This window comes from Streptomyces sp. NPDC021562 (genome assembly GCF_040640875.1).
Classification (GTDB): Bacteria; Actinomycetota; Actinomycetes; order Streptomycetales; family Streptomycetaceae; genus Streptomyces.
Map to the genome: position 1 here is coordinate 94,651 of NZ_JBFACN010000025.1, position 25,101 is coordinate 119,751.

The window sequence follows — 25,101 nt, forward strand, 5'->3', positions numbered from 1 at the left end:
GGAGCGCACAGTGAACGCTTGCGTTCCCTATCAAGGGCTCACTACCGTTGAGGCGTCAGTGAACGTGACCGTTCACTAAATCTCCTGGAGAGAGACCCATGGTGACAACCTCTCAACTGTCTCAGGATCAGAAACCCGGTGCCGCCCGCCGACAGGGACATCCAGGCATCGCCCTCACCGTCATCGCGGCCTGCCAGCTCATGGTCGTACTCGACGCGACGATCGTGAACATAGCCCTTCCGCACATTCAGTCGGCGCTCGACTTCAGCACCACGGACCTCACCTGGGTGGTCAGCGCCTACACCCTCACCTTCGGAGGTCTGTTACTCCTCGGCGCCCGCGCCGGTGACATCCTCGGCCGTCGCCGGGTCTTCCTGACCGGCATCCTCCTGTTCACCGTGGCCTCGCTGCTCGGCGGACTCGCTCAGGAACCCTGGCAACTGCTGGCCGCCCGCGCCGTCCAGGGCGTGGGCGGCGCGATCGCGTCGCCGACCTCACTGGCCCTGATCGCCACCACCTTTCCCGAAGGTCCCGAACGCAACCGCGCGTTGGGCGTGTTCGCCGCCGTCTCCGCGGGCGGCGGCGCCCTCGGACTGCTCTCCGGCGGCCTGCTCACCGACTGGCTCGACTGGCGGTCCGTGTTCTTCGTCAACGTGCCCATCGGCCTCCTGATCGCCGTGCTCACCCCGCTCTACATCAACGAGTCCGAGCGGCAGCCGGGGCGGTTCGACATCGCGGGCGCGCTCACCTCGACGGCGGGCATGGCGTCCCTCGTGTACGGCTTCATCCGGGTCTCGGAAGAGGGCTGGCACGACGGTCTGGGCCTTGGTTCGTTCGGTGCCGCGGTGGTCCTGCTGCTGGCCTTCGTGATCATCGAACGCCAGGCGAAGGAGCCCATCACCCCGCTGAGGATGTTCGCCGACCGCAATCGCTCCGGCACTTACGTGATCATGCTGAGTCTGGCCGCGGCGATGTTCGGCATGTTCTTCTACATCGTGCTGTTCGTCCAGGACGTGCTCGGCTACAGCCCGATCAAGGCCGGCCTGGCATTTCTCCCCATCAGCGTGGCGATCGCCGCAGGCGCCGGTCTGTCGCAGCGGTTCCTGCCCACTCGTGGGCCCAAGCCGTTCATGATCGCCGGTGCGGCGCTGGTGGTCGTGGCGCTGGTCTGGCAGACCTTCGTCAAGCCGGACAGCTCGTACCCCGGCGGCGTGCTGGGACCCATGCTGGTCTTCGGTTTCGGGATGGGCCTGAACTTCGTGACGGTGACCAGCATGGCGGTCTCCGGTGTCGCGCCGCAGGAGGCCGGCGCGGCGTCCGGTCTGCTGAACGCCATGCAGCAGGTGGGCGGTGCACTGGGTCTGTCGATCCTGACCACGGTCTTCGGCTCGGCCAGCAAGGACGAGGCGAAGAAGCAGCTGCCGAAGTTCCTCGCCCACGGTTCGCCGGCCCAGAAGGCGGAGTTCGCCAGGTCACATCAGCTGCCGGCGCCGTGGGGACACGAGGTGCTCGCGCACGGCATCTCCACGGCGTTCGTCCCCGCCGCCGTGATGGCCGGGCTCGGCCTGCTCACCGCCTGGCTGGTGATCAAGGTCCGCAAGAGCGATCTCGAAGCCCTCGCCGGCACCGGCGGCCCAGGGGTGGGCTGACCTCACGGGGAACGACCGGCGGTGGCTCTGAGTGCCCTCCGGGCACGGGGAGTGCCTGCGGGCGGCGTCAGATGGATCCGAGCGGCGACCGTGCGCCGGGAGCCGCGCAGGCACATCGTGCCCGGCGGCACGGACGGCGGCCGGGTGCCGGTGGCGTGGTCACCCGCCTGCGGCGGGGTCCGTTCCCGTCGGCACCCATCCCGGCAGCGGCTCCGTCCGCTGCGCCCAGGCGGCCGGCGGGGTGCCTGCCGTGCCGCCGGCCAGTACGCCGCCCACGATGGCGCAGGTGGTGTCCACGTCACCGCCGACCTGGGCGGTCGTCCAGAAGGCCGTCTTGTAGTCGCCGAGGGCGCGTGCCGCCGACCAGAGGGCGAAGGGGACGGTGTCATGGGCGGTCGTACGCCGTCCGCAGCCCAGGACGGCCGCGACGGTGCCCGCGTCGCCGTAGTCGAGCATGTCACGGGCGCGCCGCAGGCCCTGGCCGACGGCGCTCCTGGGGATGAGCGAGATGACACCGTCGAGGAGGGCCTCGGGGCTCGGCGGCCCGTCGGGCGCGGCCGCGAGGGCGGCGGCCGCCGCCACGGCCATGGCCCCCACGACCGCCTCGCGGTGCTGGTGCGTGGGGTAGGCCGAGATCTCGGCCTGGTGGGTGGCCTGCTCCGGGTCGTCCGCGTACCAGGCGCCCAGGGGCGCGATCCGCATCGCCGCGCCGTTGCCCCATGATCCCTGGCCGTTGAAGAGCGCGGCGGCCAGTTCACGCCAGTCGCCGCCCTCCCGGACCAGGCGGAGCAGCCGGTTGACGGCGGGGCCGTAGCCCCGGTCGAAGTCATGGTGGGCGGCGAAGGAGTGGGCCAGTGCGTCCTGGTCGATGCGGTGGTGGGCGGCCAGGACCGCGACGACGGAACCGGCCATCTCGGTGTCGTCGGTCCACTGCCAGGGGTCGGGTGGCAGCTCGCGCCGCTTGAGCAGCGGAAGGTTCGCCGGAACGAAGAACCGTGAGCCGAGCGCGTCGCCGACGGCGAGTCCGCGCAGGGCCGCCAGGGCGCGGTCCAGGCGCCCTGGGGTCGAGGAGTCGAAGGAGGAGGTCATCGCGGCCAGCCTAGCCGCTCATCCAGTGGGGTTCCGGGTCCCGCCAGCGGTCGAACGGCTGGTCGAGGGTGTACTTGCCGTCGTCTCCGAGAACGAGCATCCGCATCTCGGCGTTCCCGGGATTCGAGAGCGACTCGAAGTCCGCGACCGTCCAGTGGAACCAGCGCATGCAGAACAGCCGCATCGCCAGCCCGTGGGTCACGAGGAGTACGTTGGGCGGGTGGTCCGGCGCCTCGAAGCTGCGGAACAGGCTTTCCAGGAAGCCGCCGACCCGGTCGTACACGTCGGCTCCGGACTCGCCCTGCGGGAAGCGGAAGAAGAAGTGCCCGTACGCGTCCCGGTACGTCTTCTGCAGGCGTACGTCGTCGCGGTCCTGCCAGTTCCCCCAGTCCTGCTCGCGCAGCCGGGGCTCCTCGCGCACGCGTATGAGATCCGGGTCCAGCTGGAAGGCGCGGAGGGTCTCGTGGGTACGGCGGTACGGGGAGACGTACACGCTGACGCGCTCCCGGCCGAAGATCTCCCGGATGCGTTTGCCGGTCTCCTCCGCCTGCCGCCGGCCCCGGTCGGTCAGGGCCAGCGCGTGGTCGGGTTCACGCTCGTACACGGAGTCGTCGACATTGCCGGTTGACTCGCCGTGCCGGACAAGGACGATGCGCCGTGGTCGTGCCATGCCAAAACCCTAGATCCAGTGACGCGAAGTCGGGCACTCGGATGGGCCCCATACAGCGCAGGTCACACCCATCGCGGGTTGGATATTCAAACGATCCAGCTCGGTTCGAGTTCCACGATGTCGCCCGTGAGGGCCGCGATATCGGCCTCCGTCTGGGCGCGCAGCGCCAGCCGCTCCACCCGTTCGGTGCGGTACTTGCCGTGTTCGGCGGCCGACCGCCACATCGAAAGGATCATGAACTCGTGGGCCGGCGCCTCCGCGAACATGCCGCGGATCATGCCGGGGGAACCGGCCATCGCCGGGTTCCAGACCTTCTCCTGCATCAGGGTGAAATGCTCCACCCGCTCCTCGTGCACCCGGCAGAGCGCCACCCGGACCAGGTCGGCGTCCGTGAACCGCGGTTCGAAGCCGGTCTTCACGTCGAACCGGTACTCGAACAACTTGACCTGCTGATCCTTGTACGTACCAGCCTGGGACGCGGCCAGACGGTCGTGCGAACGCGCCATAAAGGAGTCGTAGAAGGCACGGCTCTCCCAGAAGGCGAAGGTGTGCGCCACTCCTGGACGCTGCCGACTCCAGCCCCCGCCCTGTCCCCGAAATCCCGGCTCCCCCGGAAGCCCCGCCCATTTCCGCTGCCCCCGCTCGAAGCCCCGGCGGTCCACCACGGTGCAGCGAATCCACTTGACCAGCACCGCGCCATCGTAAGGCCATGGAGCGTGGCGTCGGTCACGCTCCGGCTGAGATCACCCGCGCATGCGCCCCCGCGCGCGTGGCACGATTGACAAAGAGCCTTGGCAGCCCATCAGTTGGGGAAGTGGACCTCTAGGGGGAAGGGGACGCGTGGTGAGCGGTTTCAGCAAGGCGATCCGCAAGGTCGAGGTCGCGGTGAAGTGGGATCCCAGCCCGTCCGGGCAGCCGCCCACCGATCTCGACGTCGTGGCCGGGACGTTCACGGCGGCGGATCCGTACGGAACTCCGGCCTATCTGGTGCACTTCGACAGCCGGTCGCCGGACGGCACCATCTTCCTCAACCGCGACAGCCAGGACGGCAAGGGCTTCGGCTGGGACGAGGTGATGACGCTCGAACTCGACCGGCTCGCCGACCGGTACGCGCGCGTGGTCGTCGGAGTGGTCATCCAGCAGCGGTCGGCGCACCGGACGTTCGTCAACGTCCTGAACCCGGCCGTGCGGGTCCGCGAGGGATACACGGTGCTGGCCGAGGACGACTTCGGCTCGGTCCTCGGGTCCGCGGCCGCCACCGTCGCGGAGTTCGTGCGCGACGAGTCCGGTGACTGGGGCTTCCGGCCCGGCCTGCACGGCTTCGACGACGACCCGGAGGACTTCGCCCGCACAATGGGCGGGCTGGGGCGTCCCTGACGACGGAAGCGGAAGACGGTGAACGGTAAGGGGCGTCGGCCATGGCCGACGCCCCTTACCTCACTTCATCGACCCGTCAGCTGCAGCCGCTGGTCGAGCCGCAGCCCTCGCAGATGTAGCAGGAGCCGGCCCGCTGCATCTTCGTACCGCAGGAGAAGCAGAGCGGGGCGTCGGCCTGGATGCCCAGCTGCATCTCCACCAGTTCGGCGCTGGTGTGGGCCTGCTGCGGGGCGGGCTTGGCAGCCTGGGGCCGCGGGGAGGCGACGGCCTTCAGCTCCTGGGCCCGCGGCGCCGACTGGGCCAGGCCCTCGACGTCGACCTCGTCGTCCTCGATGGACGGCTCGTACGAACCGGTCTCCAGGTGACGCTGACGCTCCTCGGCGGAGTGGATGCCGAGCGCCGAGCGCGTCTCGAAGGGCAGGAAGTCCAACGCCAGGCGGCGGAAGATGTAGTCGACGATCGACTGCGCCATCCGCACGTCCGGGTCGTCCGTCATGCCGGCCGGCTCGAAGCGCATGTTGGTGAACTTCGAGACGTAGGTCTCCAGCGGCACGCCGTACTGCAGGCCGACCGAGACCGCGATGGAGAAGGCGTCCATCATGCCCGCGAGGGTGGAACCCTGCTTGGACATCTTCAGGAAGACCTCGCCCAGGCCGTCGTCGGGGTAGGAGTTGGCCGTCATGTAGCCCTCGGCGCCGCCGACGGTGAAGGACGTGGTGATGCCGGGACGACCCTTCGGGAGGCGCTTGCGGACCGGGCGGTACTCGATGACCTTCTCGACCGTCTCGCGGATGGTCGCCTCGGCCTTCTCCGCGACCTCCTCCTTCTCCTTCTCCTTGGTCTTGGCGGAGAGCGGCTGGCCGACCTTGCAGTTGTCGCGGTAGATCGCGAGCGCCTTGACGCCGAGCTTCCAGGCCTCGAAGTAGATCTCCTCGACCTCCTCGACGGTCGCCGACTCCGGCATGTTGACCGTCTTGGAGATGGCACCGGAGATCCACGGCTGGATCGCGGCCATCATGCGGACGTGGCCCATCGGGGAGATGGCGCGCTCGCCCATGGCGCAGTCGAAGACCTCGTAGTGCTCGTGCTTGAGGCCGGGGGCGTCGATCACGTTGCCGTGCTCGGCGATGTGGGCGACGATCGCCTCGATCTGCTCCTCCTGGTACCCCAGGCGGCGCAGGGCCTGCGGGACCGTGCCGTTGACGATCTGCATCGAACCGCCGCCGACCAGTTTCTTGAACTTGACCAGGGCGAGGTCGGGCTCGACACCGGTGGTGTCGCAGGACATGGCGAGACCGATGGTGCCGGTCGGCGCGAGGACGGACGCCTGGGAGTTACGGAAACCGTTCTTCTCGCCGAGGCGCACCACGTCCTGCCAGGCCTCCGTGGCGGCGGCCCAGACCGGGGTGTCCAGGTCGTCCATGCGGACGGCCACGGTGTTGGCGTCGGCGTGCTGCTGCATGACGCGGTTGTGGGCGTCGGCGTTGCGGGCGTAGCCGTCGTACGGGCCGACGACCGCGGCGAGCTCCGCGGAGCGCTTGTACGCGGTACCGGTCATGAGGGAGGTGATGGCACCGGCGAGCGCACGGCCGCCTTCGGAGTCGTAGGCGTGGCCGGTCGCCATCAGCAGGGCGCCGAGGTTGGCGTAGCCGATGCCGAGCTGGCGGAAGGCGCGGGTGTTCTCGCCGATCTTCTGGGTCGGGAAGTCCGCGAAGCAGATGGAGATGTCCATCGCGGTGATGACGAGCTCGACGACCTTGCTGAAGCGCTCGACGTCGAAGGACTGGTTGCCCTTGCCGTCGTCCTTGAGGAACTTCATCAGGTTCAGCGAGGCGAGGTTGCAGGACGTGTTGTCCAGGTGCATGTACTCGCTGCACGGGTTCGAGCCGTTGATCCGGCCGGACTCCGGGCACGTGTGCCAGTGGTTGATGGTGTCGTCGTACTGGATGCCCGGGTCGGCGCAGGCCCAGGCGGCCTCGGCCATCTTGCGGAACAGGCTCTTGGCCTGGACCTCCTCGATGACCTCTCCGGTCATCCGGCCGCGCAGTCCGAACTGGCCGCCCTGCTCGACCGCCCTCATGAACTCGTCGTTCACGCGGACCGAGTTGTTGGCGTTCTGGTACTGGACGGACGTGATGTCGTCGCCGCCCAGGTCCATGTCGAAGCCCGCGTCACGCAGGGCGCGGATCTTCTCCTCCTCCTTGACCTTGGTCTCGATGAAGTCCTCGATGTCGGGGTGGTCGACGTCGAGGATGACCATCTTGGCGGCGCGGCGCGTGGCACCGCCCGACTTGATGGTTCCGGCGGAGGCGTCGGCGCCGCGCATGAAGGAGACCGGTCCGGAGGCGTTGCCGCCGGAGGAGAGGAGTTCCTTGGAGGAACGGATGCGGGAGAGGTTGAGGCCGGCTCCGGAGCCGCCCTTGAAGATCATCCCCTCTTCCTTGTACCAGTCGAGGATCGACTCCATGGAGTCGTCGACGGACAGGATGAAGCAGGCGGAGACCTGCTGGGGCTGCGGGGTGCCCACGTTGAACCACACGGGGCTGTTGAAGCTGAAGATCTGGTGCAGGAGGGCGTAGGCCAGCTCGTGCTCGAAGATCTCGGCGTCGGCGGGGGTGGCGAAGTACTTGTGGTCCTCGCCGGCCTTCCGGTAGGTCTTCACGATGCGGTCGATCAGCTGCCGGAGGCTGGTCTCGCGCTGCGGGGTGCCGACGGCACCGCGGAAGTACTTGCTGGTGACGATGTTGACCGCGTTCAACGACCAGAAGTCGGGGAACTCGACGCCACGCTGCTCGAAGTTGACCGAGCCGTCGCGCCAGTTGGTCATGACGACGTCACGGCGCTCCCAGCTCACCTCGTCGTACGGGTGCACGCCGGGGGTGGTGTGGATGCGCTCGATACGCAGTCCCTTGGTGGCCTTCGTCCCCTTCGCGCGGGAACTCCGTGCCGGACCGCTCGCCGTCTCTGTCATGCCGCCTCCCTGTACGGGCTAAAACGCCCTGAAATGCCACGATGTTCCCGTGACACGCTGTTCTGTTTCCGCGTCGCGGGCACGCTGAGCCGCCCCCGCGACAAGTCCTGGATCGCCGTCCGACAACCGGACCCGGGTCCTCCGACCGGTTCCGGTCCGCCCGTCAGTCGGCGATGTGGGCGGGCGCGGGCACCCGAGCGGTCCCGCCTGGCCCGTGATCGTCCTCCTGGCTCCCCGCTGCCGCGCCTTCGTCGTCCGCGGCCGGGTCCTGCGCCGCCTGCCTGAGTTCCGCGATCGCGGCCTCGAAATCCTCGAGCGTGTCGAATGCCCGGTACACGGAGGCGAATCGCAGGAAGGCGACCAGGTCGAGTTCCTGCAATGGGCCGAGTATGGCCAGCCCCACGTCGTGGGTGGTCAGCTCGGCGCTTCCGGTGGCCCGCACCGCCTCCTCGACCCGTTGGCCGAGCTGGGCGAGCGCGTCCTCGGTGACAGGTCGCCCCTGGCATGCCTTGCGCACCCCGTTGATGACCTTGGTACGGCTGAACGGCTCGGTGACTCCGGACCGCTTCACCACCATGAGCGAGCACGTCTCCACGGTCGTGAAACGACGGGAGCAGTCAGGGCACTGGCGGCGCCTGCGGATCGACGTGCCGTCGTCGGTCGTACGACTGTCGACGACCCGGCTGTCGGGGTGCCTGCAGAAGGGACAGTGCATGATCTCCAACCCTCCTCACAGCAGACTCGACAGCCTCGCCGGACCTCAGGGGTCCCGCGAAGCAGCCCCAAGCATAGGCGATCTCAGAGAGACCGGAGACCCGGGGGACCACAACTTGTGGGCCGCGGTCGCAATCCAACCACTAGATGTGGTGATTGGCTGATACATCGCCAGGTTGCGCGTGTCGCACACGTACCGCTACGGCGGATTCGGAGATAGCGTGAGCGCCGCACGGAGGTCACGTGCGACTCCGGCGCAGATGGGGACGGATGTCCCGGTCGGCGACAGCACTGATGGCAGACTGGGGGCACCCGCGAGGCCGTCACCGGCGGTGAAGAGTACGACAATGAACCTTTTTGCCCGCCGGAGACCGCATGACCCATACACCCGGACACGTGATCGCGTCCGCTGAACCGCGTTTTTTCACTCGAACGTGTGTTTGGCGCAACCTTTCGAAAGCAACTACCGTTGTCCAGCAGGGAGACCATCGAGAGGGGCCGACGTGACCACGACCGCAGACAGTGCCACCATCACCGCCCAGGACCGCTCCCAGGGCCGAATCGACCCGGTGCACGCCATGAACGAAGCCGTGAATCCCGAGGGACACAAGCGCTCCCTGCCGGGCCGACCTCCAGGCATCAGGGCGGACAGCTCGGGCCTCACCGACCGGCAACGCCGGGTGATCGAGGTGATCCGGGACTCGGTGCAGCGACGGGGCTACCCGCCGTCGATGCGGGAGATCGGCCAGGCCGTCGGCCTGTCCAGCACGTCCTCGGTGGCCCACCAGCTGATGGCACTGGAGCGCAAGGGCTTCCTGCGCCGCGACCCGCACCGCCCGCGCGCGTACGAGGTGCGGGGCTCCGACCAGGCCGTGACCGTGCAGCCCACGGACACCGCCGGCAAGCCCGCGGCGTCCTACGTCCCGCTGGTCGGCCGGATCGCCGCCGGTGGGCCGATCCTCGCCGAGGAGTCCGTCGAGGACGTCTTCCCCCTCCCCCGGCAGCTGGTCGGCGACGGCGAGCTGTTCGTCCTCAAGGTCGTCGGTGATTCCATGATCGAGGCCGCGATCTGCGACGGCGACTGGGTGACCGTCCGCCGCCAGCCGGTCGCTGAGAACGGTGACATCGTCGCCGCCATGCTCGACGGCGAGGCCACGGTCAAGCGCTTCAAGCGCGAGGACGGCCATGTCTGGCTCCTCCCCCACAACGCGGCCTACGAGCCGATCCCAGGCGACGACGCGACCATCCTCGGCAAGGTCGTCGCGGTACTGCGGCGCGTATGACGCCTGCGGCGGGCACTCACGCCACCCGCCCTCAGATCGGGCCCCGGGACCCCTGCGCCGGTTCCGGGGTCCTGCATTGTCCGGCGCACCGCCGCACGCCTGCTCGCACCCGAGGGGTGGCCCCGTCCCACCAAGGGACCACCGGAACCACCCCCCGGCTCATTCCGCCTCCGCCTGCCGCGCCAAGGCGTCGATCGCCGCCAGCGACTTCCGGACCTGGTTACGGTCCGTGGTGTACCAGAAGTCCGGCAGTGACGCCTTGAGATAGCTCCCGTACCGAGCGGTCGCCAGCCGCTGATCGAGTACGGCGACCACGCCCCGGTCCCCCGACGCCCGCACCAGCCGGCCGGCACCCTGGGCCATCAGCAGCGCGGCATGGGTGGCGGCGACCGCCATGAAGCCGTTGCCACCGGCGTCCTCCACCGCCTTCTGGCGCGCGCTCATCAAGGGGTCGTCGGGGCGCGGGAACGGGATCTTGTCCATGACGACCAGCTGGCAGCTGGGACCCGGGACGTCCACGCCCTGCCACAGGGACAGCGTGCCGAACAGACAGGTCCGGGGATCGGCCGCGAAGTTCTTGATCAGCTCACCCAGGGTCTCCTCGCCCTGCAGGAGTATCGGGAACTCGGGGATTCGGACGCGCAGTTCCTCGGCGGCCAGCTGGGCGGCGCGCATCGAGGAGAAGAGGCCGAGGGTGCGGCCGCCGGCCGCCTGGATCAGCTCGGTCAGTTCGTCGAGCATGTCGGCCCGGTCGCCGTCCCGCGCGGGGCGGGCGAGGTGTTTGGCGACGTAGAGGATGCCCTGTTTCGGGTAGTCGAAGGGCGAGCCGACGTCCACTCCCTTCCAGCGCGGGAGGTCCTCCCCCTCGGTGCCCTCCGGCGCGAGGCCGAGGGAGGCGCCCACGCCGTTGAAGTCGCCGCCGAGCTTGAGGGTCGCCGAGGTGAGGGTGACCGACCGGTCGGCGAAGAGCTTCTCCCGGAGCAGGCCCGAGACGGACATCGGGGCGACGCGCAGGGAGGCGCCGAAGCGGTCGTGCCGTTCGTACCAGACGACGTCCCACTCGGAGCCGTTCACGATCCGCTCGGCCACATCGTGCACGCTCTCCACCGACGCCAGCGCCTGCTTGCGGACCGCGTCCTCGTCCTGGACGGACTTGTCCCGGGTCGTGCCGATCGCGGAGATCACCGTGCGGGACGCGTCCCGAAGCGCCGCGAGGGCATAGCCGAGATCCTCCGGGATCTCCTCCAGACGGCCCGGCAGGGCCAGCTCCATCAGCCGCTCGAAGCCCTCCGCGGCGGTCTGGAGCTGGTCGGCGGCCTTCTCGTCGACCAGCTTGGCGGAGCGCCGGACCGCGCGGTTGACCTGGCCCGGGGTGAGCTCGCCGGTGGCGACACCGGTGACCCGGGAGACCAGTTCGTGCGCCTCGTCCACGATCAGCACCTCGTGCTGGGGAAGCACGGGGGCGCCCTCGATGGCGTCGATCGCCAGCAGAGCGTGGTTGGTGACGACCACCTCGGCGAGCTTGGCGCGCTCGCGGGCCATCTCGGCGAAGCACTCGGCGCCGTAGGCGCACTTGGACGCACCGAGGCACTCCCGCGAGGAGACCGAGACCTGCGCCCATGCCTTGTCGGAGACACCCGGCGTCAGATCGTCGCGGTCACCGCTCTCGGTCTCGTCGGCCCAGTCCCGCAGCCGCAACAGGTCCTGCCCCAGCCTGCTGGTCGGGGCGGCCGCCTCGAACTGGTCGAAAAGACCCTCTTCCTCGTCCTGCGGCACTCCCTCGTGCAGCCGGTGCAGACACAGGTAGTTCGACCGGCCCTTGAGCATCGCGAACTCCGGGCGGCGGCGCAGCAGCGGGTGCAGGGCGTCGACGGTCCGCGGCAGGTCTCGCTCCACGAGCTGTCTCTGCAGGGCGAGGGTCGCCGTCGCCACGACGACCCGCCCCCCGTGGGCGAGCGCGGGCACCAGATAGCCGAGCGACTTTCCGGTGCCGGTGCCGGCCTGGACCAGCAGATGGGATCCGTCGTCGATCGCTTCGGCGACCGATTCGGCCATGGTCACCTGGCCGGGGCGCTCCGTGCCGCCGACAGCTGTGACAGCGGCATGCAGGAGTTCAGGGAGTGAGGGCTTCGTCATAGCGCGACCACCCTACGGCCCTGCGCTGACAATCGGGCGGTCAAGACGGGCGCGAGGGGTGCGAGCACGCCGAGGACTCCTCAACGGACGGGCCTGACGGAGAAGGGACGGGCCGGAGTTCGGCCGCCGCGGTTTTCTTCGGACGGCCGGGAACTCGGTCGGCCGCCGCTTCGTACTACATGTGTGCAGGCAATCACTCAGCGCTACATCAGATGACGGAGGGACCGGTCTCGGATCATGAGGGCGGCCCGTTTGGCAGGCAGGTCGACCTCGGCTGCGTAGCGGTAGCCCGCGTTGAGGAAGGCGGCCACGGAGGGGGTGTTGTGAAGATCAGGTTCCGCGACGACCCGCGCACAGGCGGGGCGGTGGTCGAGTACGAGATCGGCCACGGCTCTGAGCAGGGCGGAGCCCAGTCCCTTTCCCCGGTCTGCGGCATCGCCGATGAGGAGGTGCAGTCCGGTGTCGTGCGGGCGGGCCGGATAGCGGCGGGCGAGCGGGTCGAGGTCGGCCCGGTAGATCTCCCAGTAGCTCATGGGGGTGCCGTCCAGCAGACCCAGACACGGGACGCTGCGTCCGTCACCGGCGAGTTGGCCGCGCAGGTGGTCCTCCGTCCGTGTCGGTGAGCCGGCCAACTGCCAGAACCTGGCCACTGCGGGGTCGTCCATCCAGCGGCTGATGACCGGCAGGTCCCGTTCCACCTGCGCTGGCACCAACTGGAAGGAGCCGACCGGGGTCGGGGTCGGGCCCCAGGCGCCCACATGGTCGAGCAGGTCCGGCGCGCCGGCAGGGCTCGGGGCCGGCCGGTCGGCCGTCTTGTCGGCGAAGAGGGCGCGAAGTCCCGCGGGCAGACGGAGGTCCAGGGTGTCCTCGCAGTCCCCGGTGATCTCGGCGGGTCCGGAGCGGCCGGGGTCACAGGGGCGGCCGGGATGGACCGGTACGGGGCCTGCGTCGGCGCTCGCGTCGGTGGGAGGCACGGTGCGCTCCTCTCAGGAGACGAGGTGGGTCATGTTCCTCGGTCGGTGAACGAAGGGGGTGGTCGGCGGGGTCGGTGGGGTCGGGATTCGGTGTGGTCGGGCGAGTCAGGAGTGGAGGGGGTTGGCGATGGTGACGTAGACGGACTGGGTGTCGACCGGGCCGACGAGTTCGTCGAGGCCTTTCAGCCGGGTCAGCAGGTTGGCCTTGCACCGCAGGACCGGTGAGTCGAGCAGGCGGCCGGGCAGGGAGCTGTGCGATCGGGTGGGTCCGGCGGCCGTGTCGGTGAGGAACCGGCGGAACGCCGCGAGCAACAGACGTTCGTCGGCGAGATGCTGGGAGCCGAACGCCCCGATGAGACCGAACACGTTGTTGATGCCGAGGTAGTAGGCGAAGCGTTCGTCGGTGGTCTCGTCGGAGACGAAGGTGTCGCTGTGCTCGCCGATGCCGGGCAGTCGGGCGTCGAGGTCGGCCCGCCGTGACTCGCGGAAGTAGTAGCCCTGGTTGTCGCGGTAGCGGCCGCCGACGGGCCAGCCGTCGGGGTCCAGCAGGAGCAGGGTGTTCTGCTGGTGCGCCTCCAGGGCGATGCCGGCCTCACCGTCGAGCCAGAGCAGCGGGCGGACGACCTGCTCCAGGTAGCGCAGGAACCACTCGGCGCTGACGGCGCCGACGGGCCGGCCGGTGCGTGCGGCGAGCCGGGCGACCACCCGGGCCAGCCGTGAGCGGTACGGCCGGGGCGGCCTGCCGTCCGTGGCCGGTGTGCCGTGGGGGCGTGCGGTGCCGTGGGGGTGTGGCGCGTCATGGGGGCATGGGGCGACCAGCCCGGCGACGCAGGACACGTCGTCGGCCGGGGCGAACGGGTTGTGCCGGATCATCACGTCGATGCCGGGCACGGGCCGGCCGTCCTGGCCGTCGACGGCGAGCCAGGCGGGGTCGCGCACGATGTCGAACCCGGGGTGGGCGGCCTGCCACTGCTTGCCGAGGCCGGTGCGCAGCAGACGGTGCACCTCCACGCCACGGTGGAGTTCCTTGCGGAGGTTCTCGCGACGGGAGTTGGTGATGCGCAGACCGAGCGACAGCTTGAGCATGGCGGCGGCGCCGGTGCGGTGGACGGTGCGTACGGAGGAGGTGGGATGCCAGGGGGCGCCGAGGGGGCCCAGATCGCGGAGCAGTCCGGCGTCGAGGAGGGCGGCGGTCTCCTCGCGGTGGCGGACCTCGCGGGCCTGCCAGGGGTGCAGGGGCAGCGCGGCGGCATGGCCCTCGGGCAGCGGCAGGGGCGTCCCGGCGAGGCGTTCCATGAGGTGCGGCGCGGGGACGGGTCGGCCGCGTTCGGTCCAGGCCGAGTCGGTGGCGAGCAGCGAGGAGTGGACTGTCATCCAGTGCAGGGGGAAGGAGCCGCGCAGCTCCGGTGAGTACAGGCGGGCTTCGGATTCGGTCAGGCCTTCGCGGCTCTTCGGGGTCGGGTGCAGGGGGTGGCCGAGGAGGAGCGCCTGCTCGGCGGCGAGGAAGCGGTCGGGACCGTCGGCGGGGTGGGCCCGCCGGTCGGCGATGAAGAGGGCCGTGCGGCGCAGGGAGTCGGCGACCCGGGCCACCAGGTCGCCGTCGGCGGGGGTGGCGGGAGCGGCCTGGGTGACGGGCGCGCTTTCGGCGACACGGGGCATGCCGGCTCCGGCGGCTCCGGCGGCTCCGGCGGCTCCGGCGGCTCCGGCGGCTCCGGCGGCTCCGGCGGCTCCGGCGGCTCCGGCGGCTCCGGCGGCTCCGGCGGGGTTGTTGTCGGGTCGGTCAGCTGTGGACGCCGCTGTCCAGGTCGTCTCGCGGGCGAGCAGGGCGGCGAGGGTGACCGCGTCCACGGGCGGGGCGGAGCCGGGGGCGCCGGCCAGCCGGGGCGGGCCGAAGCGGTGCCAGCCGGTCGGGGACCAGTGGCGGACCGGGGTGATCAGGGCCGCACCGCTGGCGGGCAGCGGGATACGGAGGATGCCGGTGTCCGGGGCGGGGAGACCGGTCTCGCGCGTCCAGCAGCGCAGCAGGTTGTCCACGGCGGCGGCCTGGGCCGCGGTGGACGGGTCGGGGTGTTCCAGAGGGTCTCCGGGCTCGTCGTGCCGCCGCTCGGGCCGGACGGCACGGCCGCCTTGCGGGGGGACCGACTCGGCGAGCGGAACGCGGCGTCCCTGGGGGCCTGGGTCCCCGGGCTCGTCGGGGTGAGGGGTGGCGTTCAAGGGGTTCCTCGGGGCTCGGGCGGTGCGGGTTCGCCGTCCTGGGTCCTGACGGCGGAGACGGCCAGGACGAGGAGGTGCGGAGGGTGTGGGATTTCGTGCGGGGGCCGGTCGGCATGTGTCCGGCCGTTGGACGGGCCGGGATTCCCGGTCTCTTCCTGGTTCTCCTAGTCCTTCCGGACGCGTTTCTGGTCCGTTCGGGCGCCGTGTCGGCCGGACGGGTCGCGGGCCACCGCGGCCACCGCGTCGGCGAGTCGGTCCAGTACGGCATCGGCTTGTTCGTCGGTGATGGTCAGCGGCGGAAGGAGTCGTACGACACCGGCGTGGCGGCCGCCGAGTTCGACGATCAGGCCCCTTTCCAGACAGGCGCGCTGGACGGCGGCGGCCAGTCCCGGGGCGGCCGGGTGGGGCCCGGGTCCGGCGTCACCGTCCCGCTCGCCGGTCGCATCGCCGACCGGGCCCGCGGGCCTGCCGTCCCGGCTTCCGGTCGCGTCGGCGGAGCCGGTGGGCTTCCCCTGCCCAGGGCTCCGCTCCGTCTCCGGATCGACCATTTCCACCCCGATCATCAGGCCCCGCCCCCGCACCTCCCCCACGCACGCGAATTCGTCCTGGAGTCCGCGCAGTCGGGTCAGCATGCGGGTGCCGAGCACGCGGGCCCGGTCGGCGAGGGCGTTCTCGCGGACGTGGGCGAGGGTGGCCGCGCCGGCGGCCATGGCGAGTTGGTTGCCACGGAAGGTGCCGGCGTGGGCGCCGGGAGCCCAGAGGTCGAGATCGTCGCGGTAGACGACGACCGCGAGGGGGAGGCTGCCACCGATGGCCTTGGACAGGACCATCACGTCGGGGGTGATTCCGCTGTGCTCGACGGCCCAGAAGGCGCCGGTCCGGCCCACACCGGTCTGGATCTCGTCCGCGATGAGGGGGATGGACCGGTCGGCGGTGAGACGGCGCATCCGGCGCAGCCAGTCGTCCGGCGCGGGATGCACCCCGCCCTCGCCCTGGACGGGTTCGAGGATCATGCCGGCGGGCAGTGGGACGCCGGACTTGGGGTCGTCGAGCAGCGACTCGGTCCAGCGGGCGGCGAGTTCGGCGCCGCGTGGGCCGCCGACGCCGAACGGACAGCGGTAGTCCTGCGGATAGGGCAGCCGGGCGACCCGGACGTCACCGGCTCCGCCGGAGGCGGCCAGCGCACCGGCGGTCATCCCGTGGTAGGCGCCGGTGAAGGCGAGGACACCGGTGCGTCCGGTCGCGGTGCGCACCAGTTTGAGGGCGGCCTCCACGGCGTCCGTCCCGGCGGGTCCGCAGAACTGGACGCGGGCGCGGTCGGCGAGGCCGGGTGGCAGGGTGCGGAACAGTTCGGTGACGAACGCGTCCTTGACCGGGGTCGCCAGGTCGAGGACGGAAAGCGGGGCACCGGAGTCGAGTACTTTGCGGATCGCCTCCAGCACGACCGGGTGGTTGTGGCCGAGGGCGAGGGTGCCGGCACCGGAGAGGCAGTCCAGGTAACGGCGGCCGTCGGCGCCCTCGATGGTCAGTCCGCGCGCCCGGACCGGCACGATGGGCAGGGCGCGCGCATAGGTGCGGGCCCGCGATTCTCGCGCCGACTGACGCCTGAGAATCCCCTCGTGCGCTGCGCGCGCTCCCCCGAACGTTTCCTCGGTCACCGACTCGGTCACGGCCACGGCTCGCTGTCCTCCCGCTGTCCAGAGGCGAGTTGTCCGGCGGGCGCCGGACACAGACAGCCGGACCCCCACCGCTACAACCCCGGGCAGTCCGGCTGGTTACGGGTCGGCTCGGAACAGTTGCCGACTCCTGGGATCCGCACCGGACGTGATCCGCACCGGCTGTATCTGGAGTCGGCTGTGCGCACGCGCGACGACACCGGTTGCACACGCCCCGTCGACCCCGGCTGCGAACTGCGGTTGCCTCGCCGGCGAGGCCGTAGCGAAACCGTTGCCCGGCCGGGGACGGCCCCTCACAGCGAGCGCATAGTGTGTGGCGCTGAAGTCCTATGACAACAGGGGGAGTCACCACCATGCGACCCATCCGGCCGTCGTCCGTCCTTCGCCGGGGAGGGGGCACGCCCCGGGCGCTGGCGGCCGTCGCCCTCGCCTCGGCCCTGGCGCTCACCGCCACCGCCTGCAACGGCTCGGGCGACGACCACGCGGGCAGCCCGGCGTCCGCGTCCGCCACGGCCGACCCCGGCGACGGCAAGATCAAGATCCCGGCGGACATCAGGAACAAGCTCAAAGAACACGGGATCGACATCGACAAGTGGAAGAACGGCGCCTGGAAGAAGTGGGACAGGCATGACTGGCTGCGCGAGGCCGACGATTTCATCAACCCCGTCATCAAGGGCTTGTGGAACCCCGACCGGATGCGGAACGCCGACGACCCGGCCCGGCACAAGGCCGTCGACGACAACGACCTCTCCGGTGACCAGGGCGTGACCGACCCGGTCCCGGCGCCGGTCCCGGCGACGGCGGTGCGGCCCACGTACCACGCCGCGGCGGCCACGGCCGGGAAGGTCTTCTTCGACTCGCCCGAGGGCACGATGGTCTGCTCGGCGACGGTCGTCGAGGACCCCGCGCACCCGGGCAAGTCCAACCTGGTGTGGACGGCGGGGCACTGTGTGCACGCCGGCAAGAAGGGCGGCTGGTACCGCAACATCGCGTTCGTGCCGTCGTACAACGACAAGGGTCTGACCGGGGCGGCGCTGGCGAAGGCCACCCGCTCGGAGGTCGCGCCGTACGGCGTGTGGTGGGGTGACGGAGCGCGGACCTCGCAGCAGTGGATCGACCAGGGCGGGGAGACCGGCGGCCAGGGCGCCTCGTACGACTACGCCGTGATCCATGTGACTCCCGAGCAGGGCAGCGGCGGCAAGTCCCTGGAGGAGACGGTCGGTTCGGCGCTTCCGGTGAACTTCGACGCGCCGGCCGTGCCGAAGGTGCAGAGCATCACGGCCACCGGGTATCCGGCGGCCAAGCCGTACGACGGGTCCTTGCTGTACCAGTGCGCGGACAGGCCGGGGCGGCTGTCGATCGATGCCGCGGCACCGACGATGTACCGGATCGGGTGCACGATGACCGGCGGGGCGTCCGGCGGTGGCTGGGTGGAGAAGGGTGCCGACGGGAAGGTGGCGCTGGTCTCCAACACGTCCATAGGGCCGGTGAGTTCGGGGTGGCTGGCCGGGCCGCGGTTCGGGACCGTGGCGAAGGGTGTGTACGAGGCGGTCAGCACGGAGTTCGCTGATCAGTGAGAAGGGGGCTGATGTCGCCGTTCCCCTCGCACCCAGGCAAGTGAAAGGGCCGCCCCCCGACAAAGGGGGGCGGCCCTTTCACGTACGAGCTGTCATGCGAGCGGTGCCGGCACATACGGCGCGAGTTCCGCTGCCAGCTCCTCGTGGACGCGGACCTTGAGGAGGGTGCCCTCGGCGGTGTGCTCCTCCGAGAGGACCTCGCCCTCGTTGTGCGCGCGGGCGACCAGCTTGCCGTGGGTGTACGGCACCAGGGCCTCGATCTCCACCGAGGGGCGGGGCAGGTCGTTGTCGAGGAGGGCCAGCAGTTCGTCGATGCCCTGGCCCGTGCGGGCCGAGACAGCGATGGACCGCTTCTCGACACGGAGCAGGCGCTGCAGGACCAGGGGGTCCGCCGCGTCCGCCTTGTTGATGACGACGATCTCCGGGACGTCGGTGGCGCCGACGTCCCTGATCACCTCGCGCACCGCGGCCAGCTGCTCCTCCGGCGCCGGGTGCGAGCCGTCGACCACGTGCAGGATCAGGTCGGAGTCGCCGACCTCCTCCATGGTGGAGCGGAACGCCTCGACCAGGTGGTGGGGCAGGTGGCGGACGAATCCGACCGTGTCCGCCAGGGTGTACAGGCGGCCGCCGGGGGTCTCGGCCCGCCGGACCGTCGGGTCCAGGGTCGCGAACAGGGCGTTCTCGACCAGGACACCGGCGCCCGTGAGGCGGTTGAGCAGGGAGGACTTTCCGGCGTTGGTGTAGCCCGCGATGGCGACGGAGGGCACCTTGTTGCGGCGGCGCTCCTGGCGCTTGATCTCGCGGCCGGTCTTCATCTCCGCGATCTCCCGGCGCATCTTCGCCATCTTCTCGCGGATCCGCCGCCGGTCCGTCTCGATCTTGGTCTCACCGGGACCGCGCGTGGCCAGGCCGCCGCGACCGCCACCCATCTGCCGGGACAGCGACTGACCCCAGCCTCGCAGCCGCGGCAGCATGTACTGCATCTGCGCGAGCGCGACCTGCGCCTTGCCCTCGCGGGACTTGGCGTGCTGGGCGAAGATGTCGAGGATCAGGGCGGTCCGGTCGATGACCTTGACCTTGACGACGTCCTCCAGCTGGATCAGCTGGCCGGGGCTCAGCTCACCGTCGCAGATGACGGTGTCGGCGCCCGACTCGAGGACGATGTCGCGCAGCTCCAGGGCCTTGCCGGAGCCGATGTAGGTGGCCGCGTCGGGCTTGTCGCGGCGCTGGATGACGCCGTCGAGCACCAGTGCGCCCGCCGTCTCGGCGAGGGCGGCCAGCTCCGCGAGGGAGTTGTCCGCGTCCTGTGCGGTGCCCGAGGTCCACACTCCGACCAGTACGACCCGCTCCAGGCGGAGCTGCCGGTACTCGACCTCGGTGACGTCCTCGAGCTCGGTGGAGAGGCCGGCGACACGGCGCAGGGCCGCGCGCTCGGAGCGGTCGAATTGGTCGCCGTCCCGCTCTCCGTCGATCTCGTGGCTCCAGGCGACGTCCTCTTCCATCAGGGCATCGGCCCGAAGACCGTCGGGGTAGTCCTGCGCGAGGCGCCTGGTGTCCTGGGAAGGGGAAGAAGAGGAGGTCATTGGGTCCTTTGTGTCGATGGAATGCCGAAGTCGGCCGTTGTCCGTCCGACGACTGTTCAACGTACGAGTACCCCGGGAGATTCCCGCTGACCCGCGGCGTGCCGTGCCGTGCCGACCCCATGATGGTCGCACGGCACGCGCCGCCTCGGCACCGTGTTATTTCCAGGCCCGCGTCAGTGCCGGGGCCGTCACGCCGTCACTTGTGCGCCTGCTTGCGCGGGGCCTGCTTGGCAGGTTGCTGCTTCCAGTCCGGGTGACCGGGCATGGGCGGGGTCTTCGCGCCGTACAGCCAGGGGTCGAGGAAGGCGGTGAGGTCGCGGCCGGCGACCGCGGAGGCCAGGCGGACGAAGTCGGCGGTGCCGGCGTCGCCGTCCCGGTGGCTCCGCACCCAGATCCGTTCCAGGCGCTCGAAGGCGGGTTTGCCGATCTGCTGGCGCAGGGCGTAGAGGATCAGGGCCGCCCCGTCGTAGATGTTCGGCCGGAAGATGCTGATCTTCTGGCCCGGTGCGGGGGCCTTGGGCCGAGCGGGCGGTCCGCCGGAGGCGCGCCAGGCGTCGGATTCGCCGTAGGCCGCCTTCATACGGTCGATCATGGGGTGGTGGCTCTTCTCCTCCCCGTACAGCTCCTCGTACCAGGTGGCGTGGCCCTCGTTCAGCCAGACGTCCGACCACGCGCGCGGGCTGACGCTGTCGCCGAACCACTGGTGCGAGAGCTCGTGGACCATGATCGACTCGATGTACCACTTGGGGTAAGCGGGCTGGGTGAACAGGTTCTTCTCGAACAGCGAGAGGGTCTGGGTCTCCAGTTCGAACCCGGTGGTGGCCTGTGCCATGAGCACGCCGTACGTCTCGAACGGGAACGTGCCGACCTTGCTCTCCAGCCAGGCGATCTGGTCCGGCGTCCTGGCCAGCCAGGGTTCGAGTTTCTTGGCGTCGGCGCTGGGGACGACGTCCCGGACCGGCAGTCCGTGCGGCCCCTTGCGGTGCAGGACGGCGGAGTGGCCGATGGAGACCTGGGCCAGCTCGGTGGCCATGGGGTGCCGGGTGCGGTAGGTCCAGGTGGTCCGGCCGCCGGTCCGGGCTGCCTCGGTGGGCAGTCCGTTGGCGACGACCGTGTAGTCGTCCGGGGCGGTCACGTGGAAGGTGAACATCGCCTTGTCGGACGGGTGGTCGTTGCACGGGAAGACCAGGTGGGCGGCGTCCGCCTGGTTGGCCATGGCGAGTCCGTCGGTGGTGCGCACCCAGCCGCCGTCCTGGTCCTTGGCGGGCACCGGGTCGCTGGTGTGCCGCACCGTGATCCGGGTCCAGCTGCCCTTCCGCAGCGGCCGGTCGGGCGTGACGACCAGGTCCTCGCCGGCGGTCGCGTAGGCGGCGGGCCGGCCGTCGACCTCCACGGACTGGACCTTGCCGTGCGCGAAGTCGAGGTTGACCCGGTCCAGGTCCGCGGTGGTGACGGCGTCGATGGTGGTGACGGCCTGGAGCGGCTTGTCGTTACGGCCGGCGTAGGTGAAGGAGAGGTCGTACGACGCCACGTCGTACCCGGGGTTGCCGAGGTAGGGGAAGAGCCGGTCGCCGAGGCCCAGCGGGACCGGCGGTGCGCTCGCGCCCAGCAGGGCGACGGAGACGGCGGAGGCGAGGAGGGCGGCGGCCAGCCGGGGCCGGGACGGGCGGCTACGGCGCGGCAGCGGGCCGGTGCGGAGGGTGAGCGGCATGGACCACCGCTACCAGCGCGGTCCCGGTGGGCCGCGACGACTCGCGACGAAACCACTCGAACGGGTACTTCACCGGCCCACACCGACCCGCCGGGCTCGTCACCTGTGTGGGGCCCGCTGTCACCGGTGAGGCGCGCGGCCCGGTGTCACTGGGGTTGTGCGCGGCCCACGTCGTACACGCCGGGCACGTTGCGCATCGCGCGCATCAGGTCCGGCAGGTGGGCCGCGTCGGGGAGTTCGACGGTGTAGGTGTGGCGCACGCGCTGCTGGCTGGGCGGTTCCACGGTCGCCGAGACGATCTCGGCGCCCTCCTGGGCCATCGCCTCGGTGAGGTCGGCGAGCAGATGGGGGCGGCCGAATGATTCGGCGACCAGGGTGACCCGGCAGGCGGCGTTGTCGCCCCAGCTCACGGCCATCTCCGGGCGGCCGGTGCCCTTCATGTGGGCCACCGCGGCGCATTCCACGCGGTGCACGGTGACCACTCCCCCGCGGACCGCGAAACCGGTGACTTCGTCGGGGGGTACGGGGGTGCAGCAGCCGGCCAGCCGTACGGTCGCGTCGGGGCGGTCGGCGACCACGGCGCTGGCGGTGCGGGGGGCGGCTGCCTGGGGTTCGGGGGCGGGGCGGCTGGGGACGGGGGCCGGTGGTTCCTCCGCGGCGGTCGCCGGGTGGGTGGCGATCCAGCGCTGGATGGCGATGCGGGCGGCGGGTGTGTGGGCGTGCTCCAGCCATTCCCGGGAGGGCTCGGAGGCCGGGTCCTGGCCCATCAGGAGCTGGACGGTGTCGCCGTCCCGCAGGACCGTGCTGAGGGTCGCGAGCCGGCCGTTGACACGGGCGCCGATACAGGCGTGGGCGTCCTCGCCGTACTGGGCGTACGCGGCGTCCACGCAGGTGGCGCCCTCGGGGAGGCCGAGGGTGCCGCCGTCAGGACGGAAGACGGTGATCTCGCGGTCCTGGGCGAGGTCCTCACGGAGGGTGGACCAGAAGGTGTCGGTGTCGGGCGCGGCCTTCTGCCAGTCGAGGAGGCGGGAGAGCCAGCCGGGGCGGGTCGGGTCGGCACGCTCGCCGTCGGCCGCGTCGTCCGTGGTGTCCGCCGCGGGTGCCTCGGCGGCCTGCGCGTAGGGGTTGCCGAGGGCGACCACGCCGGCCTCGGCGACCTTGTGCATCTGGTGGGTGCGGATGAGGACCTCGGCCACCTGGCCGTCGGCACGGGCGACCGCCGTGTGCAGCGACTGGTACAGGTTGAACTTCGGTACGGCGATGAAGTCCTTGAACTCCGACACCACCGGGGTCAGACAGGTGTGCAGTTCACCGAGGACGGCGTAACAGTCCGCGTCCTCGTTGACCAGCACCAGCAGCCGGCCGAAGTCGCAGCCGCGCAGTTCGCCGCGCTTGCGGCTGACCCGGTGGACGGAGACGAAGTGCCGGGGACGGATGAGGACTTCGGCCGGGATGTCGGCCTCGCGCAGCACTCCGCGCACCTCGTCGGCGATGTCCGCGAGGGTGTCGTCCGCGCGGGCCGCGTTCGCCGCGATCAGCTCGCGGGTGTGCTCGTACTCGTCGGGGTGCAGGATCGCGAAGACCAGGTCCTCCAGTTCGGTCTTCAGCGCCTGCACGCCGAGCCGTTCGGCGAGCGGGATGAGGACGTCCCGGGTGACCTTGGCGATGCGTTCCTGTTTCTCGCGGCGCATCACGCCGAGGGTGCGCATGTTGTGCAGCCGGTCGGCGAGCTTGATCGACATCACCCGGACGTCGCTGCCGGTGGCGACGAGCATCTTCCGGAACGTCTCGGGCTCGGCGGCGGCCCCGTAGTCGACCTTCTCGAGCTTCGTCACCCCGTCGACCAGGTAGCGGACCTCCGCGCCGAACTCCTCCCCGACCTGGTCGAGCGTCACCTCGGTGTCTTCGACGGTGTCGTGGAGCAGAGAGGCCGTCAGGGTCGTGGTCTCGGCGCCGAGTTCCGCGAGGATCAGGGTGACCGCGAGCGGGTGCGTGATGTACGGCTCGCCGCTCTTGCGCATCTGGCCGCGGTGCGAGGACTCGGCCAGGACGTAGGCGCGGCGCAGTGGTTCGAGGTCGGCGTCGGGGTAGTGGGCGCGGTGCGCCTCGGCGACATGGCCGATGGCGTCCGGGAGTCTGCCGCGGGCGGCGTTGCCGAGCAACGCGGCCAGACCCAGCCGACGCAGGTCGATCCGGGGGCGGGCCTTCCTGCGGGCCACCGTGGGCACGACAGGCCCGGGCGTCGCAGGGTTCGTGGCCTCCGCACTCATGGGCACCTCCGGCTCGTGGACCGGCGGACGGGGCCCCAGGGCATACGTGGCTCAGGGATGGGCGACGTCCCCCCGTCCGTGCCGGTGCTTGATGCTACCGAGCCCATCGCGCCCGATTGACCGGCTCCCGCCGAGCGTGAAACGGATCACCCCATCGAGCGACGATTTCTAGGTTTACGATTTTGCGCCACCTGTTCGGCGGGTGGCCGACGTTTTTCGCCACGCGGGCGACGGCTCCCGTGGATCCGGGTGTCGCACAGCGGCCCGGACCACGGTTCACGATGCCAGGTCGCCTCAACGGAGGGCGTTTTCCAGCCAGTCGGCGTCGATCTCGCCCTCGGCCACGATCACGGCGGGGCCTGTCATCTCGATTTCTCCGTCGGGCCGTTCGGTGATGACGAGCCGTCCGCCGGGCAGGTCCACGGTGTACGTCGCCGGGGTGCCGCTGACGGCGGGGTCGGCGCCGTCACGGCGGATGGCGGCGACGGCGACCGCGCAGGCACCGGTGCCGCAGGAGCGGGTCTCACCGGAGCCTCGCTCGTGGACGCGCATCGCCACGTGGCGGGGGCCGCGGTCCACGACGAACTCGACGTTGACCCCTTCGGGGTAGGCCGACGGCGGGCTGACGGGGGGCGGGGTGTACAGGTCCCCGGCGTCGGCGAGGTCCGCGACGAAGGCGACGGCGTGCGGGTTGCCCATGTTCACGTTCAGCGCGGGCCAGGTGCGGCCGCCGACGGACACGGTGACGTCGCCCTCCGGGAGACGGGCGCGGCCCATGCCGACGGTGATGTCACCGGCCTTGTCGATGTGGACGGTCTTGACGCCCCCACGGGTGGCGACGGCGAGGTCTCCCTCGGTGACATGGCCGGCCTGCTGGAGGTAGCGGGCGAAGACGCGGACGCCGTTGCCGCACATCTCGGCGACCGAGCCGTCGCCGTTGCGGTAGTCCATGAACCACTCGGCGTCGGCGGCCATCCCCCTGGCCTCGGGGTGCGCGGCGGAGCGTACGACGTGCAGCACGCCGTCGGCGCCGATGCCGGCGCGGCGGTCGCAGAGCGCGGCGACGGCGGCCGGGGTGAGGTCGAGGGCGTTGTCCGGGTCCGGGACGATCACGAAGTCGTTCTCGGTGCCGTGGCCCTTGAGAAAGGGGATGCTCATTCTTCGAGGGTAAGGGAGGGGTGCGTCGCTTCCCGGCCGCGGGTCGGTG

17 protein-coding genes are annotated in these 25,101 nt (G+C 70.8%); 4 read left to right on the forward strand and 13 right to left on the reverse strand.

All coding sequences use genetic code 11. From position 1 onward, the window contains the following. Positions 1–101 precede the first annotated feature (101 nt). Positions 102–1,649 (forward strand): MFS transporter, encoded by a 1,548-nt coding sequence (locus tag AB0G52_RS31845; RefSeq protein WP_361341118.1) that lies wholly within the window; start codon positions 102–104, stop codon positions 1,647–1,649. Positions 1,650–1,808: 159 nt separating this feature from the next. Here the strand turns inward: AB0G52_RS31845 and AB0G52_RS31850 are convergent, their stop codons facing one another. From AB0G52_RS31850 to AB0G52_RS31860, 3 genes are all read right to left on the reverse strand, one after another. Continuing rightward, on the reverse strand, positions 1,809–2,738 hold the full coding sequence (locus AB0G52_RS31850; RefSeq protein ID WP_361341077.1) for an ADP-ribosylglycohydrolase family protein: 930 nt from the start codon (positions 2,736–2,738) through the stop codon (positions 1,809–1,811). A gap of 10 nt (positions 2,739–2,748) precedes the next feature. Beyond that, positions 2,749–3,408, reverse strand: a complete 660-nt coding sequence (locus AB0G52_RS31855) for a histidine phosphatase family protein (protein ID WP_132893607.1) — start codon at positions 3,406–3,408, stop codon at positions 2,749–2,751. An 86-nt stretch (positions 3,409–3,494) separates the two neighbouring features. After that, a complete protein-coding gene (locus AB0G52_RS31860; RefSeq protein WP_132893609.1) occupies positions 3,495–4,100 on the reverse strand; it encodes a YdbC family protein in 606 nt (201 codons plus the stop codon). A 151-nt stretch (positions 4,101–4,251) separates the two neighbouring features. Between AB0G52_RS31860 and AB0G52_RS31865 the strand changes: the two genes are divergently transcribed. Beyond that, positions 4,252–4,785, forward strand: a complete 534-nt coding sequence (locus AB0G52_RS31865) for a TerD family protein (protein ID WP_361341082.1) — start codon at positions 4,252–4,254, stop codon at positions 4,783–4,785. A gap of 76 nt (positions 4,786–4,861) precedes the next feature. Here AB0G52_RS31865 and AB0G52_RS31870 read toward each other — a convergent pair whose 3' ends face one another. Further along, positions 4,862–7,756, reverse strand: coding sequence for a vitamin B12-dependent ribonucleotide reductase (locus tag AB0G52_RS31870; RefSeq protein ID WP_132893612.1), 2,895 nt, complete (start codon positions 7,754–7,756; stop codon positions 4,862–4,864). A 163-nt stretch (positions 7,757–7,919) separates the two neighbouring features. Further along, a complete protein-coding gene (nrdR, locus tag AB0G52_RS31875) occupies positions 7,920–8,471 on the reverse strand; it encodes a transcriptional regulator NrdR (protein WP_132893614.1) in 552 nt (183 codons plus the stop codon). 502 nt (positions 8,472–8,973) lie between these two features. On the opposite strand from nrdR, the gene lexA reads away from it, so the two are divergent. Beyond that, entirely contained in the window at positions 8,974–9,753 is a 780-nt protein-coding gene (gene lexA / locus AB0G52_RS31880; protein WP_132893616.1) for a transcriptional repressor LexA, read from the forward strand. A gap of 159 nt (positions 9,754–9,912) precedes the next feature. Here lexA and AB0G52_RS31885 read toward each other — a convergent pair whose 3' ends face one another. The 4 genes from AB0G52_RS31885 to AB0G52_RS31900 all read right to left on the reverse strand — a co-directional run bounded on the left by AB0G52_RS31885 (position 9,913) and on the right by AB0G52_RS31900 (position 16,753). After that, positions 9,913–11,889, reverse strand: coding sequence for an ATP-dependent DNA helicase (locus tag AB0G52_RS31885; protein ID WP_132893618.1), 1,977 nt, complete (start codon positions 11,887–11,889; stop codon positions 9,913–9,915). Between the two features lie 203 nt (positions 11,890–12,092). Beyond that, the gene (locus AB0G52_RS31890) at positions 12,093–12,863 is read right to left on the reverse strand and encodes a GNAT family N-acetyltransferase (protein ID WP_132893620.1); all 771 of its coding nucleotides are present in this window, start codon (positions 12,861–12,863) and stop codon (positions 12,093–12,095) included. Positions 12,864–12,968: 105 nt separating this feature from the next. Beyond that, positions 12,969–14,939 carry an IucA/IucC family protein gene (locus AB0G52_RS31895; protein WP_361341121.1) on the reverse strand — a complete coding sequence of 657 codons (1,971 nt, stop codon included), beginning with the start codon at positions 14,937–14,939 and terminating at the stop codon, positions 12,969–12,971. Positions 14,940–15,241: 302 nt separating this feature from the next. Then, positions 15,242–16,753: a diaminobutyrate--2-oxoglutarate transaminase family protein gene (locus AB0G52_RS31900; RefSeq protein ID WP_361341088.1), complete on the reverse strand. Its 1,512-nt coding sequence runs from the start codon at positions 16,751–16,753 to the stop codon at positions 15,242–15,244. A 353-nt stretch (positions 16,754–17,106) separates the two neighbouring features. Between AB0G52_RS31900 and AB0G52_RS31905 the strand changes: the two genes are divergently transcribed. Then, positions 17,107–18,330, forward strand: a complete 1,224-nt coding sequence (locus AB0G52_RS31905) for a hypothetical protein (RefSeq protein WP_361341090.1) — start codon at positions 17,107–17,109, stop codon at positions 18,328–18,330. 92 nt (positions 18,331–18,422) lie between these two features. Here the strand turns inward: AB0G52_RS31905 and hflX are convergent, their stop codons facing one another. The 4 genes from hflX to dapF form a co-directional block, all read right to left on the reverse strand. Continuing rightward, positions 18,423–19,913 (reverse strand): GTPase HflX, encoded by a 1,491-nt coding sequence (gene hflX, locus AB0G52_RS31910; protein ID WP_132893623.1) that lies wholly within the window; start codon positions 19,911–19,913, stop codon positions 18,423–18,425. A gap of 196 nt (positions 19,914–20,109) precedes the next feature. After that, positions 20,110–21,624: a M1 family metallopeptidase gene (locus tag AB0G52_RS31915; protein WP_361341094.1), complete on the reverse strand. Its 1,515-nt coding sequence runs from the start codon at positions 21,622–21,624 to the stop codon at positions 20,110–20,112. Positions 21,625–21,770: 146 nt separating this feature from the next. Beyond that, positions 21,771–23,894 (reverse strand): HD domain-containing protein, encoded by a 2,124-nt coding sequence (locus tag AB0G52_RS31920; protein WP_361341098.1) that lies wholly within the window; start codon positions 23,892–23,894, stop codon positions 21,771–21,773. Positions 23,895–24,188: 294 nt separating this feature from the next. Continuing rightward, positions 24,189–25,052, reverse strand: a complete 864-nt coding sequence (dapF, locus tag AB0G52_RS31925) for a diaminopimelate epimerase (RefSeq protein WP_361341101.1) — start codon at positions 25,050–25,052, stop codon at positions 24,189–24,191. Positions 25,053–25,101: the final 49 nt, after the last annotated feature.